Origin of the sequence: Streptomyces sp. NPDC050610 (assembly GCF_040654875.1) — a bacterium.
Classification (GTDB): domain Bacteria; phylum Actinomycetota; class Actinomycetes; order Streptomycetales; family Streptomycetaceae; genus Streptomyces.
The window spans coordinates 81,351-101,458 of sequence record NZ_JBFAIV010000015.1 but is presented as its reverse complement, the minus strand read 5'-3'; the positions used below and the strand labels follow the sequence as shown (position 1 = coordinate 101,458).

The following is a 20,108-nucleotide window of genomic DNA, read 5'->3' as shown; positions in this document are numbered from 1 at the left end:
AACTTCACAGGCCCGGCATATCGGGCGCGCTGGCCGTCAGAAGAGGGTTTCCGCACCCAGAAGCCCCGCCCAACGAGCGGAAACCCACTCCCGAACGCCAACCACCCCAAGGCGCAGCGCGCCGCATCCCACTCCCCACTGCCGTGGATCACAGGCCCGAGCCGCCCCCACACCCGCACTCGGCCAACTCACCATGGCCACTTCGCGGCAGCAACCAGCGGTGAAGCGCAGCGAGCCTCCCTGACCCCAGCCGCAAACCTCGCCCGCAGGCAGCAAACCGGGACCAGCCCGGCCCCCTCCCCCGCCGCTGCTAGCGCCTTGGGTCCGAAGGGCCCGAGACGAAACTTGCACCCCACCGAGCACAATGCCGCCCCACGCGGCAGCGATCACAGGCCCCGGCCCAAGACCACCCACACCCGACCAACCCACCCCAGCCACATCGCGGCAGCAACCAGCGGGCAAAGCGCAGCGAGCCTTCCCTGACCCCAGCCGCAATCCCGGCTGGGAGGAGACGCGGGAGCGGTCCGGCGGCCAGTGGTGGGCCACCATGCGCCTGGCGGGGCGAGTGGCATTGCATCGCAGCGCCGTACACCTCGTCGCCGGGTCCGTACCGACCATGCGGGAGCAGCTGCTCAAGCTGGAGATCCCCCGGACCTTTCTGCTTCCGGCCGACGACGCGCCGCTGCCCGGCGCGGACGAACTGGCCGCCGCGGGCGTGTCCGTCGTCGCCGTCCCCGACTGCGGGCACAACATCATGCTCGACAACCCGGAGGGGTTCGTACGCGCCGTCGCCGAAGCCGGACGGCCCGTACAGCTCAGCCCGGTCGGGCAGCGGCCCCGCTAGGAAAGGTCCTGGCCGGCGGCGCGGTTGTCGTAGGCCGACCGGGCCGCCTGGACGCGCGAGACATTGTCCTTGGACCAGTCCGCGATCGCCGTGGTGAGAGCGCCGACTTCGACCCCGAGGTCTGTGAGGGCGTATTCCACGCGCGGGGGGATGGTCGGGTAGGCGGTACGGCTGATCAGTCCGTCGCGCTCCAGATTGCGGAGCGCTTGCGTCAGGGACTTCTGCGTCACGCCCTCGATATGCCGGCGCAGCTCGGTGAAGCGCAGCGGCCGCTCCTGCCGGCGCAGCACGCCGAGTACGTACAGCGACCACTTGTTCGCGAGCGCGCTGAGCACGGTGCGCGACGGGCAGTCCTTCGCGTAGGTGACCTGTTCGGTATCCATCAGGTACCTATATATCCAATCGGCGCCTACTTCACAATCGATACCTTCGATGGGCAGGCTGGATACCGGCCTATAGGGGCCCGCCCGTACGAGCTGTGGAGCTCCGTCCGCGCAGGCCGTGGAGCCTCATAGGCAAGTACAAGCACCCGCGCAATCGGAGGAGAACGTCGTGATCGTGGTCACCGGAGCCACCGGCAAGATCGGGTCGGAAACCGTTCAGCTGCTCGCCGAGCCGGGCGGCCCGGCTACGAGGGCGCTGGTGCGCGACCCGTCCCGCGCACCGGGAGGGTCGCTCCCGGCCGCCGTCGACATCGCCGTCGGCGACTTCGAGCGTACGGACACACTCGACGCGGCCATGCGCGGCGCCGACACCGTCGTGCTCATCAGCCCGCCCGTCCCGGAGCACGAGATCGCGGTCATCGACAGCGCCGCCCGGCAGGGCGTGCGGCATATCGTCAAGATCACCAACCACAAGGCGTCGGAGTCCTCCCCGGTCGACCGGCGACGGGACCACGCGCGGATCGAGGCGCATCTGAAGGCGAGCGGGCTCGGGTTCACGCTGCTGGCGCCGAATCTGCTCATGCAGAACCTCTTCGCCTTCACGCCGATGATCAAGCAGACGCGGGGTTTCGTGATGTCGGCCGGCGACGGCCAGTTCGCGATGGTGGACTCCCGCGACGTCGCCGCCACCGCGGCCGCCGTCGCCACCGCGCCGACCGGTCACGCGGGACGCACGTACTTGCTGACGGGACCCGAGCTGATCACCTACGCCGATGTCGCGAAGGCGCTGACCGACGCGTTGGGGCATGAAGTCGAGTACCGCCGGGTCTCCCCCACTGAACACCGGGCGGCCATGGTCCGGGCCGGCGTCCCCGAGCCGGTCGCGGCCTCCAACACGCAGATGTTCGGCCTCATCGCCGATGGCGACGCGGCATGGCTTTCTGATGACGTGGACGCCGTTACGGGCACCGCTCCGCGGAACGTACGCACCTTCATCGCCGACCACCTCGGCGCCTTCGCCCAGGAGTCGTGACGCGACGTACCTATCCGTCCTGTCCGCCCTACCCGCCGCACGGAGTCGGCGTGATCGGCGGCGTCGCGTCCAGCAGCCAGTGCCCGTCCTCGGAATCCACCTGCCACGCTGTGCAAATAGCCTCGCCCTTCGCGGACTTGCCCGTCAGCGTCAGGAAATCGACACCGCCGCGACCGCGAATGGACGCCTTCAGCCCGCCGGGCTCGGCCTCGTCCAACTGGTCCAGATAATCCTTCGCGTAGTCGTCGGAAACACTGCCCTTCGCGAAGAGTTGGTTCAGGGCGTCGGAGTCTTGGCTCCGCGCGGCCTTGACCACCTGTTCCTCAAGGGCCGTTCGCGACGAGGCCCCTGGCTCCGGGTCGTGGTTTATGAGGAAGACCTCGGCAGCCACCCACATCGCCAGGGCCGCGAAAATGACATACGGGAGAAACCGCAGCCGACTCCTCTTGACGCCCTCTCCCGTCAACTCTCCGTCACCCTTCTGCGAAATGCCGTCGGCGCCATGGTCCACAAGTCGATGTGAACTACAAGCGGCTGTCCGGAAACAGGCTACCCAGAGGTAGTTGACGACGGGCACGGGCGGCCCTCACTCCCGCTCCGCCCCGGTTCCCGCGCCGGCAGCCCCCGTAGCAGCGCGCCGAGGAAGAGTTCGAAGCGAGGAGCGGCGTGGCCCAGGTCCAGGGGGCTCTCCTGGACGGCCAGCCAGCTGACGACGGAGGTGATGAAGATGTACCAGCTCTGTTCGGCCAGTTCGCTGTCCACGCCGGCGTCGGTGAACGCGGTGACGACCTCGTGCCGGAGCCGGCCGAAGGCGGCGGAGTGGCGGTGGGGCCGTGAGGTGCGGGTCGCGTAGCCGGGTACGGCGAGGAACTGGTCGTGCATGGCCCAGGCGACGCGCGCCAGCCACGGCCGCCAGTGGTCGCCGTGCGGATCTTGGTCGCCGTGCGGATCTTGGCTGCCGTACGGGCCTTGGTCGCCGTACGGGCCTTGGTCGCCGTACGGGCCTTGGTCGCCGTACGGGCCTTGGTCGCCGTACGGGCCTTGGTCGCCGTGCGGGCCCTCGGCGGGGAGGACGCGTTCGACCATGACCTCGTTGATGAGGTCGAAGAGCTGGTCGCGGTTCTTGACCCAGCGGTAGAGGGCGCCGTGGGTGACGCCCAGGCGCGTGGCGAGTTCCCGCATGGTCAGCGCGTCGAGGTTGCCGGCCGAGAAGGCGGCGTCGACGATCCGTTCGCGGCTGATCTGCGCGGGGCGTCCGGGGCGCTGTCGGGTGGATGCGGCATCAGCCATGGCCACGACTATACGTTCGGACACCGTCGCCCCCGCTGCCGCCTGGCGGGAGCCCGGACCGGCCGGCCCCGCCTCCCGCACACCCCGTCACTGGCTCCAGCCGCCCCCGGCCGCCCTGCTCGACGCGACCGCCGCGCGGAGCGCTTCGCGCAGTCCGGGCACGGCGCCGTCGTAGTGCGCGCCGAGCGCGCTGAGCGCCTTTCTGTGCTTCCAGCGCTCCTTCAGCGTGAAGACGCTCTCGACTTCGCTCTCGGCGGCGAGCACGGCCGCGGCCGTCTCGTCCACGGGCGCCGTCGCCGGGTCGAGGCCGAGCATGACCGCGTTCCTCACCCTCTCCCGCAGGGCGCGTATCTCTTCAGGGGTGTTGACGGTGATCTTGCTGGTCGGGAGCACGCCGAGCGCCTTGCCCTGGCGGACCGTGATCACCCCTGTCGCGGCGAGCTGCTCGCGTACGGCCGCCTCGGCCGTGTGCGCGTCGCGCTGGAGGAGCGTCATCCAGTGACGCGGCTCGTCCGTAGACACGCCGCTCAGCACGTCGTCGAGGAACGGATCGCTCGGCGACTCCGCGAAGCACAGATCACTCGGCGGCTCCGCGAGGGGCGGATCGCTCGGCGGCTCCGCGAGGGACGGATCACTCGGCGGCTCGGCGGCGGTCTTCCGTACGGCCTTCCCGTCCCGGCCCTCGATCCGCCCGTCGACGGTCAGCTCGGTCAGCGCCGCCGCGCGCAACAGCAGGCCGCGGAACCGGCCGAGGCCAGGTTCGCCGTCGTCCGCGTAGAGGCTGAGCAGGTACATCCGCCGGGGCAGTGTCGGGTCCACGTCGCTCGCTTCCTCAAGGGGTTCACCATCGATTATGAGCCCCGGCAGGCCGCTGACCAGCGGGTGTCTTGAGCGGCGAGACGTGGTGGAGCGGCTCGGCATGGTGATGGAACGCGGTGACGAGCACCACACCCCAATTTGTAACCACTGGTTATTAACCGTACTAGGCTCGGCTGCCATCCGGCCCTGGCCGACGGGCCCCGACCGGACACCGCAACGGCATTGGGAGGAAGCGATGACCGAACACAGCGCGATACAGGGCACCGTGGCCGACGGCTTCGAGCCGGTACGGGCCGAGTTCGCGGCGGCCGCGGCCGCGGAGGGCGGCGACTACGCCGCGCAGGTCGTGGCGTACCGGCACGGCGAACAGGTCGTGGACCTGTGGACCGGCCCGGAGATCACCGCTGATTCACTGCTCGGCGCGTACTCGGCGAGCAAGGGCGCCGCGCACCTGGTCGTCGCCCTGCTCGTACAGGACGGCGTGCTGGACCTCGACCAGAAGGTCGGCCGCTACTGGCCGGAGTTCGCCGTCGAGGGCAAGGACGACGTCCTCCTCCGTGACCTGCTGTCGCACCGGGCCGGCCTGGTCGGCGCGGACGCCGGGTTCACACTCGACGAGCTAGCCGACGACCGCACCGTCGCCGAACGGCTGGGCCGGCAGCGGCCGTACTGGCGGCCGGGCAGCGCGTTCGGCTACCACGCGCTGGTCGTCGGGGCGCTGAGCGGCGAGGTGGTACGGCGGGCCACCGGGCGGACCGTTCAGGAGCACTTCGCCGAGCGCGTCCGCGACGCCTACGAGGTGGACTTCCACCTCGGGCTGCCGGCCGCCCAGGAGCCCCGCTACCTGAGCGCGCAGCCGGCGGTGGCGACCCCCGAGCGGCTGGCCGCCCTCGCGGCGCGCGCCACGAGCCCACACAGCCTGCCCGGCATCGCCTTCAACCGGAATCACCCGGACAACCCGGAGCTGTGGAAGCTGCCGAATTTCCCCGTCGTACGGACCCTCGGCCCGGCATCCCTTGGCGGCGTGGCCTCGGCGCGCGGCCTGGCCCGGATGTACGCGACCGCGATCAGCCGGGTCGACGGCCGGGCGCCGCTGCTGAAGCCGGGCACCGCCGCCGCCTTCGCGCAGATCCACTCCATCGGCTACGACCTGGTCAACCGCGAGCAGAAGGCGTTCGCGGTCGGCTTCCACGCCACGTCCGAGGTGTATCCGGTGCTGGGACAGGGCGCGTTCGGCCACAGCGGCGCGGGCGGCCAGCAGGCGTTCGCCGACCCGCGCCACGGCCTGGCCTACGGCTTCACCCGCCGCCGCTTCCCCTTCCCCAACGGCCCCGCCCCGGAGAACGAACGCCTGATCCGGGCCTTGGTCGCCTCATCCGAGGCGCTCCGCTAAGAGGCATACGGCCCCTCGCTCTCCAGCTCCACGGTCGTACGGCAGCCGCAGTCGGCTCCCGGCGGCGGCTCGACCGGCCCGAACCGGCACCCCTCCCGCTGATGCTCGACATGGCGCAGCGCCGCGACAGCCGCCTCCAGCTCTTCGAACAGCTCCCAGGACAGCACGGCCGCCACAGGTTCGCCGTTCTCGGTCAGCGCCGTCGGAATCCCGGTCGCCCGGGCCCGGCTGATGATGGTTTCGAGGGAGGCGGCCGCGGTGGCCGTGCTCTGGGTCGGCAGCTCGGAGAGCCGGTCGAGAATGTCCATGCCGTGACGGTAGGAACCAGAGGCTCCCGGCGCAAAGTGGCCGAGCCAGGGCATCATCCCTGGATGACTCATATCGGCATGGTGACCCTCGTCGTGCGTGACTACGACGAGGCCATCGCCTTCTACGTGGACGCCCTCGGCTTCGAACTCGTCGAAGACACCCGCATAGACGACCGGAAACGCTGGGTGGTGGTCGCCCCGCCCGGAGCGCGGGAGACGGCGGTGCTCCTCGCCCGTGCCGACGGCCCGGCCCAGGAGGCACGGGTGGGCGACCAGACGGGCGGGCGCGTCGGGCTGTTCCTCAACACCGATGACTTCGCGCGGGATTACGACCGTATGCGGGCAGCCGGTGTCGTCTTCGAGGAGGCTCCCCGACAGGAGCCCTACGGCACGGTGGCCGTCTTCCAGGACCTGTACGGGAACCGCTGGGATCTGCTCCAGCCGCACCCCGACGGGCGCCCGGCCTGACCTGCCCCTGGCGCCAGGTCAGACCGCCGCCGCAGCCCGCTCCGTCGTCGCGATCGTCGCCGATCCCACCACGCGCGCCCCGTCGTACAGGACGATCGCCTGGCCGGGGGCCACGCCCCGGACCGCCTCGGTGAAGGTCACCCGCAGCTCCGTGCCGTCGATCAGTTCGGCGCGGACCTCTGTTTCGCCGCCGTGGGCGCGGAGCTGGGCGGTGTAGGTGGCGGGGGCGGTCGGGGGGGCGCCGCACCAGCGGGGGTTGATGGCGGTGAGGGCGGTGACGTCGAGGGACTCGGCGGGGCCGACTGTCACGCGGTTGTCGACGGGCGAGATGTCCAGGACGTAGCGCGGCTTGCCGTCCGGGGCCGGGGTGCCGATGCGCAGGCCCTTGCGCTGGCCGATCGTGAAGCCGAAGGCGCCCTCGTGGGTGCCGAGCTTGGCGCCGGATTCGTCGACGATGTCGCCCTCGGCCGTGCCGAGGTGGCGGGCGAGGAAGCCCTGGGTGTCGCCGTCGGCGATGAAGCAGATGTCGTGGCTGTCGGGCTTCTTGGCGACGGCGAGCCCGCGCCGCTCGGCCTCGGCGCGGATCTCGTCCTTCGTCGTGAGGGTGTCGCCCAGCGGGAACATGGCGTGGGCGAGCTGCTTCTCGTCCAGGACGCCGAGCACGTACGACTGGTCCTTGGCCATGTCGGAGGCGCGGTGCAGTTCGCGTTCGCCGGAGCCGGTGCGTACGACCGTGGCGTAGTGGCCGGTGCAGACCGCGTCGAAGCCCAGCGCGAGGGCCTTGTCCAGCAGCGCCGCGAACTTGATCTTCTCGTTGCAGCGCAGGCACGGGTTGGGCGTCCGGCCGGCCTCGTACTCCGCGATGAAGTCGTCGACGACGTCCTCGCGGAAGCGTTCGGCGAGGTCCCAGACGTAGAAGGGGATGCCGATGACGTCCGCCGCGCGGCGCGCGTCGCGCGAGTCCTCGATGGTGCAGCAGCCGCGCGCGCCCGTGCGGAAGGACTGCGGGTTCGCGGACAGCGCCAGGTGGACGCCGGTCACGTCGTGGCCGGCTTCGGCGGCGCGGGCGGCGGCGACGGCGGAGTCGACGCCGCCGGACATCGCGGCGAGTACGCGCAGCCGGGAGCCGTCGCGGGGACCAGTGGGCGCACCAGGGAAGTCAGTCATAGCCCGTCCAGGGTAACGGGCCGGGGACCGGGGCCGCGCTACGAGAGTCCCGCCGAGCGGGCCCGCTCCACCACCGGGCCGATGGCCGCCGCCACCGCCGCGACGTCCGCGCCCGTGGACGTGTGGCCGAGGGAGAAGCGCAGCGTGCCGCGCGCCAGCTCGCGGTCGGTGCCGGTGGCGAGGACCACGTGGCTGGGCTGGGCCACGCCCGCCGTGCAGGCGGAGCCCGTGGAGCACTCGATGCCCTGCGCGTCGAGGAGCAGGAGCAGGGAGTCGCCCTCGCAGCCGGGGAAGGAGAAGTGCGCGTTGGCGGGGAGCCGGCCGGCCGGGTCGGGGTCGCCGCCGAGGATGGCGTCGGGGACGGCGGCACGTACGGCGGTGATCAGCTCGTCGCGCAGCGCGCCGACCTCGCGGGCGAAGGTCGCGCGGTGCTCGGCCGCGTGCCGCGCCGCGACCGCGAAGGCGGTGATCGCCGGGGTGTCGAGGGTGCCGGAGCGCACATGGCGCTCCTGGCCGCCGCCGTGCAGCAGCGGCACAGGCGCGTACTGGCGGCCGAGGAGCAGCGCGCCGATCCCGTACGGGCCGCCGATCTTGTGGCCGCTCACCGTCATGGCGGCGAGGCCGGACGCCGCGAAGTCGACGTCGACCTGGCCGAACGCCTGGACCGCGTCGGCGTGCAGCGGAATGTCGAACTCCCGCGCCACATCGGCCAGTTCGCGCACCGGCATGATCGTGCCGATCTCGTTGTTGGCCCACATGACAGTGGCCAGCGCCACATCCGCGGGGTCGCGCTCGATGGCCGCGCGCAGCGCGTCCGGGTGGACCCGCCCGTACGCGTCGACGGGCAGGTACTCCACCCGCGCGCCCTCGTGCTCGGCGAGCCAGTCGACCGCGTCGAGCACGGCGTGGTGCTCGACGGGGCTGGCGAGTACGCGCGTCCGGGCCGGGTCGGCGGCGCGCCGGGCCCAGTACAGGCCCTTGACGGCGAGGTTGTCGGATTCGGTGCCGCCGGCGGTGAAGACCATCTCGCTGGGGCGCGCGCCGAGGCAGGCGGCGAGGGATTCGCGGGACTCCTCGACGGTGCGGCGCGCCCGCCGCCCGGCGGCGTGCAGCGAGGAGGCGTTGCCGGTGACGGCGAGCTGGGCGGTCATCGCCCGCACCGCCTCGGGGAGCATCGGCGTGGTGGCGGCGTGGTCGAGGTAGGCCATGGTGGGGACGATTCTACGAGCCGGGGCCGGGGCGCGTACCGGGCGCATCGGCACAGCCCTCTCCGCACGCCGGAAAGCACGCCGGAAGCCGGGCCCGGAACCGGGCGGAAGCCGGACCCGGAACCGTACGGGAGCCGGGCGGGAGCCGGGCACGGAACCGTGCGGGAGCCGGACCCTATGCCGCGCCGGAAGCCGCAGCGGTACGGGCGCGTACGACCGTACTGAGCAGCGCCGACCGCGCCCGGGGCACCGCCGGCGCGGCGGCCGGCCAAGGGTGAGCCGGTACCGTCCCCCGGACCGGGCCGCCGGGGTCGCCGCCGCCCAGCGCCGATCCACCAGGTCCGCCAGGCCCGCCGTCAGCCCGCCAACCCGCCAGCCCGCCAGCCCGCCAGCCCGCCATTCAGAACAGCCGGTCACCCCATCGTCGGCCGCGCCAGCTGGCGGGCCTGGGCCACCAGTCGGTCCGCGGTGTCCCAGACCTCGACGTCCTCCTCCATGAAGCCGCCGGCGAGGTTGCGGGTGGTCAGGGCGACGCGGAGCGGGCCGGGGGCGGGGCGGCAGCGGATGTGGGCGGTCAGTTCGATGGTGGGGACCCAGCCCTTGAGGCCCAGCTCGAAGGCGGTCGGCGGCAGGGCGTCCACGGCCAGCAGCAGGGCCAGCGGGTCGGCGTCGCGGCCGTCCGCCAGGCCGAACCAGCCGCGCATCTCGCCGAGGCCGCTGGGCGAGCCGACGGCCCAGCCGCAGGTGGCGGGGTCGAGCCGGATGTCGAGGCGGTCCGCGATCTCGGTGGTGTCCGGCACGTCGCCGTCGTGCCGGCTCAGGCAGCGCTCGTACGGGGGCAGGCTCGGCGGCTTGGCCGAGGTGCGGACGTCGTCGGGCAGCATGGCGAGGTCGCCGTAGGTGGCCAGCGCGCGGAGCCGTTCGACCTCGTTGCCGTCCTCGTCGTACTGGAAGAGGGACGCCTGGCCGACGGAGAGCGTGCGGCCGGTGCGTACCGCCTGGGTGCGGATGACGGCGGGGCCTGGGCGGGAGGCGGAGAGGTAGTGCGCGGTGATGGAGTACGGGTCGGGGTGCGGCAGGGCGTCGCCGAGTGCGCGGCCGAGCAGGGCGAGCAGGAAGCCACCGTTGACGGCGCCGAAGATCGTCCAGCCGAGCGAGAGGTTCGCCTCGTACACGCCGGGCTCGCGGGGCGTGAGCGCCGAGTCGCGGTCGAATTCACTGACGGACGCGCTGTCCCCGATGCCACTGATGGTTGCCTGTGCCATGCGGTGCACGCTACACCGAGAGGTTACCGGCAGGTAAGGGCAATCGGCGGCGGCCGGCAGGCGCCACATCACAGAAGTCCGGATCGTCCCGCGCGCCTGAGATGATGACGCCCATGCTTCACGTGCTCTACCTGGTGGGTGTCTCCGCTTTCGCCGCGAGCGGGGTACTGGCGGCCCACCGGGCCAACATGGACCCCTTCGGCGGGCTCGTCCTCGCCTTCGCCGCCGCGATCTCCGGCGGCACGCTCCGCGATCTCATCCTCGACCGGCACCCGCTGTACTGGACCCACGACTGGGTGCTGCTCACGATCATCGCCTGTGTGGGCGCGGCCACCATGGCGTTCCTGCGCTACCGCGAACTGCCGCAGCGCACCCTGCTGCTCGTGGACGCGGTCGGCCTCTCCGTCGTCACCGTGATCGGCGCGCGCGCCGCCATCGGCGCGGGCGCGACCCCCGTCGCGGTCCTCATCCTCTCCGTGCTGACCGGCGTGGCGGGCGAGGTCATCCGCGACGTGCTGTGCGGGGAGTTCCCGCCGCTGCTGCTGCGCGAGGACGTGTACGCGACCGCCGCGCTGGCCGGCGCCCTGTGCTACCTCCTGCTCGACCGGGCCGGGGTCGCGGCCACCCCCGCGGCGGTGGTCTCCGCGGGGGCGGTCTTCGCGCTGCGCATAGGAGCGATGTACTTCGGGCTGCACCTGCCCCGGCCGCGCCGGGCCTGAGCGGCACGCCTCCACAGCTTCCCAAAGCCTCCCAACAGGCCGGGTCTCCCCTTCCCAGGGCGAGGCCCGGCCTTTCAGCACCTGCTACCGCTCAGCAGCCCCTACCGCGCGCTCGGCGAACCCGGCTTGCTCGGCGCGTAGATCCACGTCTCGAAGAGGCCGTCGAGCGACTGGCCCGAGATCTCCTCGGCGAGGTCCACGAAGTCGTCGATCTCCGCGTTCCCGTACCGGTTCTGCTCGGTCCACGCGGGCAGCAGCTTGAAGAACGCCTTGTCGCCGATCCGCTCGCGCAGCGCCTGGAGCGCCATCGCGCCGCGCTGGTAGACGGCATTGGCGAACATCGTGTCGCGCTGCGGGTCCGCGACGACGGTCGTCCAGAACTTGTCGGCGGCCGGGTAGCGGTTGTACGCGGTGATGAAGGCGTCGTGCGCCGAGCCCCGGCCCTTGTGCTCGTTCCACAGCCAGGACGCGTACGTCGCGAAGCCCTCGTTGAGCCAGATGTCCTTCCACCGCTCGACCGACACCGAGTCGCCGAACCACTGGTGCGCCAGTTCGTGGGCGATGGTGCCCTCGCTGCGGACGGCCGAGTAGATCGGCTTGGACTGGGTCTCCAGCGAGAACCCGGCCTGCGGCATGTCGTCGACGATCGCGCCGGTCTCCTCGAAGGGGTACGGGCCGAAGACCTTGGACCAGTAGTCGGTGATCTCGGAGGTCAGGCCGTAGACGTCGACCTGCCCGGAGTTCTGGAGCACGGGGTCGATCGCCACGTAGATCGGCGTGCCGCCGGGCGTCTTCCCGGTCTTCACATCGAACTTCCCGATCGTGGCGGTGGCCAGGTACGTCGCCATCGGCTTGGACTCGCGCCAGTGCGCGACCGTGCTGCCGCCCTCGTCCCGGGTAGAGACCAGCCGCCCGTTGGAGACGCCGGTCAGCCCCTTGGGGGCCTTGATCCGGATGTCGAACGTGGCCTTGTCGGAGGGGTGGTCGCTGGACGGGAACCAGGTGGAGGCCGCGTTGGGCTCGCACGCGACGAAGACGCCGTCCTTGGTCTTCATCCAGCCGTAGTCGGAGCCGAAGATGATGGGGCCTCCGAGCGGCTCGGGCACGCCGCCGTAGACGACGGTGACGTCGAAGGTGTGCCCCTTGCGCAGATAGCTCTTCGGCGTGATCTTGATTTCGTCCCCGGCGCGGCTGAAGTCCGCCCGTCTGCCGTTCACCTCGACGGCGGTGACCTCCAGCTTCTGGAGGTCGAGGTCGAAGGACGAGAGGTTCTTGACCGCTCGCGCGGTGACGGTCGTACGGCCGTCGAGCCGGTCGGTGTCCGGGTTGTACGCGACATCGAGCGCGTAGTGCTTCACGTCGTAGCCGCCGTTGCCGAGCTGCGGGAAGTACGGGTCCCCGACGCCCGGCGCGCCGGGCGAGGGGGCGGGGGCCGCTGAGATCACCCAGGCGGAAGCCGCCGCGGTGGCGAGGGCGAGGAGCCTGGTCGAACGGGAGAGTGCCATGAGCTGTCCCTTCGAACGCGTGAGCCCAATGGAGCAGACGCGCCGACTCTGCACTCTCCCGTACCGCCATGAGTATGGCTTTGCCAACTTGTCATTAATTACTGGGCTGTTGAGGGCTGACGCCCCTCGCCGGCCGCGCCCGTACGCGCGTACACCCGCCGAACCCCAAACCCGTACGCCCGTACGCGCGCCCCGCCGCTACTTCGGCTCCCCCTCCTTCGGAGTCGTCGAAGTGACCGCCTCCGACTCCGGCTGGAGCTTCCTGGTGCTGTCCGGCGCCTGGTCCGGGGCGTTCTCCGGGTGGTGGCAGGCCACCCGGTGGCCCGTCTTGAGCGCCAGCAGCGGCGGCTCCTCCGTGGAGCAGATGTCCGTGGCCTTCCAGCACCGGGTGCGGAACCGGCAGCCGGAGGGCGGGTTGATCGGCGAGGGCACGTCGCCCTTGAGCAGGATGCGTCCGCTCCTGGCCGACTTGCGCCGCGGGTCCGGCACCGGCACGGCGGAGAGCAGGGCCCGCGTGTAGGGGTGCATCGGCGACTCGTACAACGACTTGCGGTCGGTCAGCTCCACGATCTTGCCGAGGTACATGACCGCGATCCGGTCCGAGACGTGCCGGATCACCGAGAGGTCGTGGGCGATGATCACGTACGTCAGGCCCAGCTCCTGCTGGAGGTCGTCCAGGAGGTTGACGACCTGTGCCTGGATGGAGACGTCCAGCGCGGAGACCGGCTCGTCGGCGACCACCAGTTTGGGGCTGAGCGCGAGCGCGCGGGCGATGCCGATGCGCTGGCGCTGGCCGCCGGAGAATTCGTGCGGATAGCGGTTGTAGTGCTCGGGGTTGAGGCCGACGCGCTCCAGCGTCGCCTGGACCGCCTGCTTCACGCCGCCTTCCGGGGTGATGCCCTGGAGCTTGTACGGGGCGCTGACGATCGTGCCGACCGTGTGGCGCGGGTTCAGCGAGGAGTACGGGTCCTGGAAGATCATCTGTACGTCGCGGCGCAGCGGGCGCATGCCGCCGACGCCGAGGTGCGTGATGTCCTTGCCCTCGAACTCGACCTTGCCGCCGCTGGGTTCGAGCAGCCGGGTGATCAGCCGGCCCATGGTCGACTTGCCGCAGCCCGACTCGCCCACCACGCCCAGGGTCTCCCCCGGCAGCACGTCGAAGGTGAGGCCGTCCACGGCCTGCACCGCGCCGACCTGGCGGCGCAGCAGCCCCTTGGTGATCGGGAAGTGCTTGACCAGGCCCTCGACCTTGAGCAGCGGTTCGGCCGCGGGGTCCGCCTTCGGCTTCGGGGTCGTCAGCTCTTTTTCCGGCACGGCGTCGTCCTTCACAGCTTGGGCGCAATCTCTTCGGTCCAGATCCGCGTCCGCTCTTCCCGCGACATGTGGCAGGCGGAGAGGTGCCCGTCGGCGACCTGCCGCAGCTCCGGCCGCTCGGTGCGGGTGATGCCGTCCTTGGGGACGTCCGCGTACGGGCAGCGCGGGTTGAAGGCGCAGCCGGAGGGCACGTTGATGAGGCTGGGCGGGGAGCCCTTCACCGGGATCAGCCGCTCGGTCTGGTCGCGGTCGATGCGCGGCATCGAGCCCAGCAGCCCCCAGGTGTAGGGGTGCTGCGGCTCGTAGAAGACCTGCTCGGCGGGGCCGCGCTCCACGCACCGGCCGCCGTACATCACGAGGATGTCGTCGGCCAGTTCGGCGACCACGCCGAGGTCGTGGGTGATGATGATGACGGCGGAGCCGAACTCCTTCTGGAGGTCGCGGATGAGGTCGAGGATCTGCGCCTGGACGGTGACGTCGAGGGCGGTCGTCGGCTCGTCGGCGATGAGCAGTTCGGGGTTGTTGACGAGCGCCATCGCGATCATCGCGCGCTGCCGCATGCCGCCGGAGAACTGGTGCGGGTAGTCGTCGACCCGCTTGTCGGGCTGCGGGATGCCGACCCGGTCGAGCAGTTCGACGGCGCGCTTGCGGGCGGCCTTCTTGTCGACGTCGTTGTGGACCCGGTACGCCTCGACGATCTGCTGGCCGATGGTGTAGTAGGGGTGCATGGCGGACAGCGGATCCTGGAAGATCATCGCCATCTCGCGGCCGCGCAGCCGCCGCACCTCGTCCGGGTCGGCGGTCAGCAGCTCCTTGCCGTCCAGCCACAGCTCGCCGGAGATCCGGGCCTTGCCGCGCCCGTACTGGCCGACGGTGTGCAGCCCCATGATCCCCAGCGAGGTCACCGACTTGCCGGAGCCGGACTCGCCGACGATGCCGAGGGTCTTGCCCCGCTCCAGCTGGAAGGAGAGTCCGTCGACGGACTTGACTATGCCGTCCTCGGTCGGGAAGTGGATGCGCAGGTCGCGCACTTCGAGGAAGGCGCTGGGGGCGGCGGAGGCGGGTACGGGCTCGCCGACGGCGCCGCTCCTGGTCAGGTCGTCGCTCACGTGAGCCTCACTCGCGGGTCGATCACGGCGTACAGCAGGTCCACGACGAGGTTGGCGATGACCACGGCGGAGGCCGCGATGAGCGTCACGCCGAGGATCAGCGGCAGGTCCTTGTCGCTGATCGCCTTCACCGCGGCCTGGCCGAGGCCGGGCAGGTTGAAGGTGGTCTCGGTGAGGACCGCGCCGCCGAGGACGGCGCCGAGGTCCAGGCCGAGGATGGTGAGGATCGGCGTCATCGTGGAGCGGAGCGCGTGCTTGCCGATGACCACGGGTTCTCGCAGGCCCTTGGCGCGGGCGGTGCGGATGTAGTCCTCGCCGAGGATTTCCAGCATGGTGGCTCTGGTGAGCCGGGCGTACATGGCGGCGTAGAGGAAGGCGAGCGTGACCCAGGGCAGGATCATCTCGCGGAACCACACCAGTGGGTCGTCGGCGATGGGCGTGTAGTCGCCCTTCACCCAGCCCAGCCCGTACGAGAAGATCGCCAGCGACACCAGGCCGGTGAAGTAGATCGGCAGCGAGACGCCGGCGAGGGCGATGGTCATGGCGGAGCGGTCCACGGCGGTGCCCCGCTTGAGCGCGGAGAGGATGCCGGTGGCGACGCCGCCGAGCAGCCACAGGACGCAGGCGCCGGCGGCGAGCTGCATGGTGACGGGCAGGCGGTCCTGGAGCACCGGCCAGATGGCCTGCTCGGTGCGGAAGGAGTAGCCGAAGCAGGGCGCGGCGCAGTGCACGACGTCACCGTCGCTGGTGTAGTCGCGGCCCGCGAAGATGCCGCTGACGAAGTGCCAGAACTGCACGAAGATCGGGTCGCTGAGACCGAGCTTCTGCCGAATGCCCTCGATGGCCGCGGGGTCCGCCTGCTTGCCCACGAAGAGCGTGGCGGGGTCGGTTCCGGTGAGCTTCGGAACCGCGAAGAAAATGCCGAAGGTCACCAGGATGACCACCAGCAACATCACGATGACGGCGATCAGCCGCCGGACGATATAAGCGAACACTGCGGTCGGCCGGCGGTGGTCCGGGAGCCCGTCCCCCCGATGGACGGAGGGGCTCCCGGACCACCACGCGCGGCCCTCACCTGCCCTTCGGGCCTAGCGGCGGGTGCGCCGGTGGAGCGGACGGACGATCACTTGGTTACGCCCAGCGAGGCGTAGTCGTAGCGGCCGTTGTAGGCGTCCGCCGTGTAGATGTTGGTCAGTCGCGAGGAGCGCCAGATGACGTTCTTCTCATAGGTGAACGGCAGGTACCAGGCGTCGTTCATGACCTTCTCGTTGGCCTTGCCGTAGAACTCGGCGGCCTTGTTCGGGTCGGTCTCGGCGTTGCCCTGGTCGAAGAGCTTGTTGACCTCGGGGTCGTCCAGCAGCGGGTAGTTCTGGTTGCCGGTCGGCTGGATGAACTTGCCGTCGGCGATGGGCTGGAGGAAGCCCTGGCCGCTGGGGAAGTCCGAGCCCCAGCCCTGGACGATGATGCCGTAGTTCTTGCGGACGACGTTCTTGGGGGCGCCGATGATGCCCGCGTACTGGGCGCCGTCGTACTCGTCGATCTGGGCCTTGATGCCGACCTTGGCCAGCGACGCCTGGAGCGACGTGGCGGTGGCGACCTCCGGCGGCTTGTTGTTGCGCACCGCGATCGTGGTGGCGAAGCCGTCCGGCTTGTCGCACTGCTTCAGCTCGTCCTTGGCCTTGGCCAGGTCGGGCTTGCCCGCCTTGATGTTGTACGGGTCGAACTTCGGGTCGTAGCCCTTGACCGCCGGCGGCAGCATGCTGGTGCCGAGGTCGCCACCGGCCATCGGGCCGCCGCGCGCGGTCTGCAGCGAGGTGTGGTCGGCCGCGTAGATGACCGCCTTGCGGCAGTGGATGTTGTCGAACGGCTTGACCGTCTTGGGGAACGCGGCGTAGCGGATGAACCCGGTCTGCGGGTTGTCGACGTTGGCCTTGTGGCTCTGCAGGGCCTTCTGGCGGCCCGCCGATCCCATGCCGGTCGCGTTGATGTCGACGTCGTACTCGCCGGAGATGAGCTTGTTGTCCATGTCGTCGGCGTTGGTGGTGAGCTTGACCGTGACCTTGTCCGGCAGCGCCTTGCGGACGGGGTCCGAGGCCTGCTTCCACTTGTCGTTGCGGACGAGCTCGACGTTCTTGTTCGGCGTGTAGGACGCGAACTTGTACGGGCCGTTGGAGAACGGCTTGAGGCCGTACTTCTCGCCGGTGTCCTTGTCCTGGCGGACCGGGGCCGCGGCGGGCAGCGCCAGCATCTGGAGGAAGTCGCCGTTGGGCGCCGGCAGCTTGAAGACGATGGTCTTCGCGTCCGGCGTCTCGATCTGCTTGAGGCCCAGCTTGTCCTTGCTGGTGTCCTTGTACGGGCCCTTGTAGTCCAGGTCCGGGTCGAGGACCTGCTGGATCCAGGTCGGGCCGCCGGTGACCTTCTCCTTGGCCCAGGTGCGCTCGATGCCGTACTTGATGTCCTGGCTGGTGACGGGCTTGCCGTCCTCCCAGGTCAGGTCGGAGCGGAGCTTGAAGGTGTAGGTCTTCTTGTCGGCCGAGATCTGGCCGGTGTCGGTGGCCATGTCCGGGACCAGCTCGGAACTGGCCGCGCCGGGCGCGGGCTTGGGGGTCACCAGGGTGCGCGTGTAGTAGCGCGCGAAGTCCCACATGAAGCCGTAGTAGCCGCGCTGCGGGTCCCAGGAGTCGGCGTCCTGCGTGCCGATGAACTTCAGCTCGCCGCCCTTCTTGGCGGAGGTGCTGGCGATCTTGCCGACGCCCGCGTTGAAGCCCGGGGCCTTGGAGCTGCTGCTGGAGCTGCCGCCCCCGCCGCAGGCGGTGGTGGAGACCAGCGCCGCGACCACGAAGGCCGATCCGGCGGCCAGTCTGCGCCTCGGAATGCGATGAGTTGTCACGTTGTCGCGACCTCCGTGAGATTCTCGGCCCGGACCGGACCGGCTGTTCGGGGATGAACTCCTGACGAAGCGTCAGTCGCGCTGTTCGCCCGAGTCGACATGGGTACTGCTGCGGGTACTGCGGTGGGGGCTGCGGCCGCGGGCCCTGGGCCGGGCGGCGGCTCGGCGCTGGTCAGCGCGAGCCCTTCGGGTCGAGGGCGTCTCGCACGCCGTCGCCGAAGAGGTTGAAGGCCAGCACGGTGGCGAAGATGGCCAGACCCGGAATGATCATGAACATCGGGTCGGACTCGTAGGTGTTGACGGCCGCGGAGAGCATCTGCCCCCAGGAGGCGGTCGGCTGCTTCACGCCCGCGCCGAGGAAGCTGAGGGCGGCCTCGGTGAGGACGTTGGTGGGGATCATCAGCGTGGCGTACACGGTGATCGGCGCCACCAGGTTGGGCAGCAGCTCGCGGAAGAGGATGTATCCGCGACCGGCCCCCAGACTGCGCGCCGCCTCCACGTACTCGCGCTCTCTGAGCGAGAGGGTCTGACCGCGCACGATCCGGCCCACGTACGGCCAGCCGAAGAACCCGATCACCACGATCAGCACGCCCATCCGCACGCCCGAACCCGAGAATCCCCAGATGGAGTTCGGCACCACGGAGACCAGCGCGATGATGAAGAGCAGCTGCGGGAAGGCGAGCAGGATGTCCATCACGCGGCTGATGATCGCGTCGACCCAGCCGCCGAAGTAGCCGGCGATGATGCCGAAGACCGTGCCGACGGCGACGGCGACCACGGCGGCGAAGAACGCCACCAGCAGCGAGACCCGGGCCCCGTAGATCACCCGGCTGAACACGTCACGGCCGTTGACCGGCTCGACTCCGAATATGAAGTCGGAGTTGATGCCGCCCCAGGAGCCCTTGGGGGTGCCGAAGAGCGGGTCGATCTGATCCTCGTGGAAGTTGTTCGGCGGGTGCCCGAGCAGATCCACGATCAGCGGCGCGAACACCGCGACCAGGATGAGCAGCAGCACGACCACCCCGCCGGCCAGGGCCAGCTTGTCGCGCTTGAGCCGCACCCAGGCGATACGCCACGGGGAACGGCCCTCGATGGCTTTCGCCGGGACGCCGGCCGCGACATCGACGGCGGCGGTCTCGGCCGCGCTCGTGTCGTGCATTGGTGCCGTCATCGTCTGGGGGACCCCTCTCGACCGGCAATAGCCGGCCCACGCTGCCGCCGACGCGGCTTGGTTCACATCAGGTGCTGCGAATGGTGCTGAAGGCGCGGGAAGTTCACGCGGAGCAGGTCGTACACAGGACCGACTCTGCTTGTTGCGGGGAGTCTTCAACGGGCCCGCGATCACCCGCCAGACCTGACCGGCAATGGATGCGTAACCGTGATGTGTGTAGAGAGGTTCCGTTATACGGACAGTCGTGATCCGTGAGCGGATCAGTAACTACAAGGACAGTTTGTCCAGTTGGTGTCAGTACGCTCCGGCCTGGCGGCCCTGCGGCGGCGGGTAGCCGTAACCGGCTGTGCGCGCGGGCGCTCCGGCCCCGTACGCGTCGCGGTCGAAGAACGGCCGCGCGTTGGCCCGCATCCACATCGCGACCGGGTCGTACTCGTCCGACATCGACACCGTGGACACCGGCAGCCCCTCCGGCACCACGCCCACCGACTGCTGCATCATCAGCCGCACCGAGTCGACGGCCGGCTGGGACGTGTCGTACAGATCGAGCCCGATGGCCAGATACGGCGCGCCCAGCGCGGGCTGCACCCAGGCCCGGCGCAGCGCCCGGACCACGGGCGTACGGTGCGCGTTCTGCCCGAGCAGCGCGTAGAACCGGTCGATCTCGATGGCCGGCTCGCTCAGCCGCAGCGGCCCGGCGGGCAGCCGCTCCAGGCCGCCCGCGACGCGCCGCAGATCGAGCCAGGGGACGCCGACGCCGCCGCCCGGCGCGTGCGGATTCAGCCACAGGCCCCAGCGGTCGGGGAAGAGCGAGGCGGCGATGGCACGGCCGCCGACCACCTCATGGGCGCGGTTCCACCCGCTGGCGGCCAGCTCGGGGGCGGAGGTCACGCACGGCGCGTAGCCGAGGCCGTCGACCTCCATGTTCCCGTACTGGGCGTCGGGCGAGCCGGCCTGGCCGTGCCAGAGCAGCATCCACACCTGGCCGTCGGCGACGGCGCGCAGCAGCGCCTCGTAGGCGTCGTACCGGCCGGGCGCCACTTGGCGCAGCATCTGCTCCACGCCGCTCTCCGCGCCCGCGCTCACCTGGTCCGCCCTTTCCCTCGGCCGTCTCGGCACCGCTTCGGGGCGCGCCAGTGCGCCCCGCCCGGTCATCCCACCAGCTTACGAGTCCGTACCGCCCCGCCGTGGGCCAGCGCCCATGTCATGTCCCCGGCCGGGC

Annotated in this window: 19 protein-coding genes and 1 pseudogene; 5 read left to right on the top strand and 15 right to left on the bottom strand. The window is 70.7% G+C overall.

The features are described 5' to 3' along the window. Nucleotides 1-499: 499 nt before the first annotated feature. A pseudogene (locus tag AB0I22_RS19995) lies at nt 500-844 on the top strand (alpha/beta hydrolase); the annotation flags it as partial. Here AB0I22_RS19995 and AB0I22_RS19990 read toward each other — a convergent pair. After that, nucleotides 841-1,227, bottom strand: coding sequence for a helix-turn-helix domain-containing protein (locus AB0I22_RS19990; RefSeq protein ID WP_363132144.1), 387 nt, complete (start codon nt 1,225-1,227; stop codon nt 841-843). The pseudogene AB0I22_RS19995 and the gene AB0I22_RS19990 sit on opposite strands and share 4 nt — an antisense overlap. A gap of 169 nt (nt 1,228-1,396) precedes the next feature. Between AB0I22_RS19990 and AB0I22_RS19985 the strand changes: the two genes are divergently transcribed. Next, the gene (locus AB0I22_RS19985) at nt 1,397-2,260 is read left to right on the top strand and encodes an NAD(P)H-binding protein (RefSeq protein WP_363132143.1); all 864 of its coding nucleotides are present in this window, start codon (nt 1,397-1,399) and stop codon (nt 2,258-2,260) included. A 28-nt stretch (nt 2,261-2,288) separates the two neighbouring features. Here AB0I22_RS19985 and AB0I22_RS19980 read toward each other — a convergent pair whose 3' ends face one another. From AB0I22_RS19980 to AB0I22_RS19970, 3 genes are all read right to left on the bottom strand, one after another. Further along, the gene (locus AB0I22_RS19980; protein WP_363132142.1) at nt 2,289-2,771 is read right to left on the bottom strand and encodes a hypothetical protein; all 483 of its coding nucleotides are present in this window, start codon (nt 2,769-2,771) and stop codon (nt 2,289-2,291) included. Between the two features lie 38 nt (nt 2,772-2,809). Continuing rightward, on the bottom strand, nt 2,810-3,550 hold the full coding sequence (locus tag AB0I22_RS19975; protein WP_363132141.1) for a TetR family transcriptional regulator: 741 nt from the start codon (nt 3,548-3,550) through the stop codon (nt 2,810-2,812). A gap of 87 nt (nt 3,551-3,637) precedes the next feature. After that, the gene (locus AB0I22_RS19970; RefSeq protein WP_363132140.1) at nt 3,638-4,369 is read right to left on the bottom strand and encodes a GPP34 family phosphoprotein; all 732 of its coding nucleotides are present in this window, start codon (nt 4,367-4,369) and stop codon (nt 3,638-3,640) included. Nucleotides 4,370-4,604: 235 nt separating this feature from the next. On the opposite strand from AB0I22_RS19970, the gene AB0I22_RS19965 reads away from it, so the two are divergent. Beyond that, nucleotides 4,605-5,762, top strand: a complete 1,158-nt coding sequence (locus AB0I22_RS19965) for a serine hydrolase domain-containing protein (RefSeq protein ID WP_363132139.1) — start codon at nt 4,605-4,607, stop codon at nt 5,760-5,762. Here AB0I22_RS19965 and AB0I22_RS19960 read toward each other — a convergent pair. Continuing rightward, a complete protein-coding gene (locus AB0I22_RS19960; RefSeq protein ID WP_363132138.1) occupies nt 5,759-6,070 on the bottom strand; it encodes a type II toxin-antitoxin system prevent-host-death family antitoxin in 312 nt (103 codons plus the stop codon). The genes AB0I22_RS19965 and AB0I22_RS19960 overlap by 4 nt on opposite strands. A 63-nt stretch (nt 6,071-6,133) precedes the next feature. On the opposite strand from AB0I22_RS19960, the gene AB0I22_RS19955 reads away from it, so the two are divergent. Further along, nucleotides 6,134-6,538, top strand: a complete 405-nt coding sequence (locus AB0I22_RS19955; protein WP_363132137.1) for a VOC family protein — start codon at nt 6,134-6,136, stop codon at nt 6,536-6,538. Nucleotides 6,539-6,556: 18 nt separating this feature from the next. Here the strand turns inward: AB0I22_RS19955 and mnmA are convergent, their stop codons facing one another. From mnmA to AB0I22_RS19940, 3 genes are all read right to left on the bottom strand, one after another. Further along, on the bottom strand, nt 6,557-7,705 hold the full coding sequence (gene mnmA / locus AB0I22_RS19950) for a tRNA 2-thiouridine(34) synthase MnmA (RefSeq protein ID WP_363132136.1): 1,149 nt from the start codon (nt 7,703-7,705) through the stop codon (nt 6,557-6,559). A 38-nt stretch (nt 7,706-7,743) separates the two neighbouring features. Continuing rightward, nucleotides 7,744-8,913, bottom strand: coding sequence for a cysteine desulfurase family protein (locus tag AB0I22_RS19945; protein ID WP_363132135.1), 1,170 nt, complete (start codon nt 8,911-8,913; stop codon nt 7,744-7,746). A gap of 413 nt (nt 8,914-9,326) precedes the next feature. Continuing rightward, the gene (locus AB0I22_RS19940; protein WP_363132134.1) at nt 9,327-10,178 is read right to left on the bottom strand and encodes a thioesterase family protein; all 852 of its coding nucleotides are present in this window, start codon (nt 10,176-10,178) and stop codon (nt 9,327-9,329) included. Between the two features lie 113 nt (nt 10,179-10,291). On the opposite strand from AB0I22_RS19940, the gene AB0I22_RS19935 reads away from it, so the two are divergent. After that, nucleotides 10,292-10,897, top strand: coding sequence for a trimeric intracellular cation channel family protein (locus AB0I22_RS19935; RefSeq protein WP_363132133.1), 606 nt, complete (start codon nt 10,292-10,294; stop codon nt 10,895-10,897). Nucleotides 10,898-10,998: 101 nt separating this feature from the next. Here AB0I22_RS19935 and AB0I22_RS19930 read toward each other — a convergent pair whose 3' ends face one another. The 7 genes from AB0I22_RS19930 to AB0I22_RS19900 all read right to left on the bottom strand — a co-directional run bounded on the left by AB0I22_RS19930 (nt 10,999) and on the right by AB0I22_RS19900 (nt 19,939). Then, the gene (locus AB0I22_RS19930) at nt 10,999-12,402 is read right to left on the bottom strand and encodes a M1 family metallopeptidase (protein ID WP_363132132.1); all 1,404 of its coding nucleotides are present in this window, start codon (nt 12,400-12,402) and stop codon (nt 10,999-11,001) included. A gap of 198 nt (nt 12,403-12,600) precedes the next feature. Continuing rightward, nucleotides 12,601-13,716: a dipeptide ABC transporter ATP-binding protein gene (locus tag AB0I22_RS19925; RefSeq protein WP_363132131.1), complete on the bottom strand. Its 1,116-nt coding sequence runs from the start codon at nt 13,714-13,716 to the stop codon at nt 12,601-12,603. Nucleotides 13,717-13,727: 11 nt separating this feature from the next. Then, nucleotides 13,728-14,825 (bottom strand): ABC transporter ATP-binding protein, encoded by a 1,098-nt coding sequence (locus AB0I22_RS19920; RefSeq protein WP_363132130.1) that lies wholly within the window; start codon nt 14,823-14,825, stop codon nt 13,728-13,730. After that, the gene (locus AB0I22_RS19915) at nt 14,822-15,820 is read right to left on the bottom strand and encodes an ABC transporter permease (RefSeq protein WP_363132129.1); all 999 of its coding nucleotides are present in this window, start codon (nt 15,818-15,820) and stop codon (nt 14,822-14,824) included. Before AB0I22_RS19915 ends, AB0I22_RS19920 begins: the two co-directional genes overlap by 4 nt. 128 nt (nt 15,821-15,948) lie before the next feature. Continuing rightward, a complete protein-coding gene (locus AB0I22_RS19910; RefSeq protein ID WP_363132128.1) occupies nt 15,949-17,715 on the bottom strand; it encodes an ABC transporter substrate-binding protein in 1,767 nt (588 codons plus the stop codon). Nucleotides 17,716-17,887: 172 nt separating this feature from the next. After that, nucleotides 17,888-18,886 carry an ABC transporter permease gene (locus AB0I22_RS19905; RefSeq protein ID WP_363132127.1) on the bottom strand — a complete coding sequence of 333 codons (999 nt, stop codon included), beginning with the start codon at nt 18,884-18,886 and terminating at the stop codon, nt 17,888-17,890. A gap of 294 nt (nt 18,887-19,180) precedes the next feature. After that, complete coding sequence (locus tag AB0I22_RS19900; RefSeq protein WP_363132227.1) at nt 19,181-19,939, bottom strand: enhanced serine sensitivity protein SseB C-terminal domain-containing protein; 759 nt, start codon at nt 19,937-19,939, stop codon at nt 19,181-19,183. Between the last annotated feature and the right edge of the window lie 169 nt (nt 19,940-20,108).

Bases quoted from the DNA above. Each gene is read 5' to 3' on its own strand.
- AB0I22_RS19945 (WP_363132135.1), bottom strand. From the start codon at position 8,913: ATGGCCTACCTCGACCACGCCGCCACCACGCCGATGCTCCCCGAGGCG.
- AB0I22_RS19975 (WP_363132141.1), bottom strand. From the start codon at position 3,550: ATGGCTGATGCCGCATCCACCCGACAGCGCCCCGGACGCCCCGCGCAG.
- AB0I22_RS19960 (WP_363132138.1), bottom strand. From the start codon at position 6,070: ATGGACATTCTCGACCGGCTCTCCGAGCTGCCGACCCAGAGCACGGCC.
- AB0I22_RS19935 (WP_363132133.1), top strand. From the start codon at position 10,292: ATGCTTCACGTGCTCTACCTGGTGGGTGTCTCCGCTTTCGCCGCGAGC.
- mnmA (WP_363132136.1), bottom strand. From the start codon at position 7,705: ATGACTGACTTCCCTGGTGCGCCCACTGGTCCCCGCGACGGCTCCCGG.
- AB0I22_RS19955 (WP_363132137.1), top strand. From the start codon at position 6,134: ATGACTCATATCGGCATGGTGACCCTCGTCGTGCGTGACTACGACGAG.
- AB0I22_RS19905 (WP_363132127.1), bottom strand. From the start codon at position 18,886: ATGACGGCACCAATGCACGACACGAGCGCGGCCGAGACCGCCGCCGTC.
- AB0I22_RS19930 (WP_363132132.1), bottom strand. From the start codon at position 12,402: ATGGCACTCTCCCGTTCGACCAGGCTCCTCGCCCTCGCCACCGCGGCG.
- AB0I22_RS19965 (WP_363132139.1), top strand. From the start codon at position 4,605: ATGACCGAACACAGCGCGATACAGGGCACCGTGGCCGACGGCTTCGAG.
- AB0I22_RS19990 (WP_363132144.1), bottom strand. From the start codon at position 1,227: ATGGATACCGAACAGGTCACCTACGCGAAGGACTGCCCGTCGCGCACC.
- AB0I22_RS19940 (WP_363132134.1), bottom strand. From the start codon at position 10,178: ATGGCACAGGCAACCATCAGTGGCATCGGGGACAGCGCGTCCGTCAGT.
- AB0I22_RS19900 (WP_363132227.1), bottom strand. From the start codon at position 19,939: ATGCTGCGCCAAGTGGCGCCCGGCCGGTACGACGCCTACGAGGCGCTG.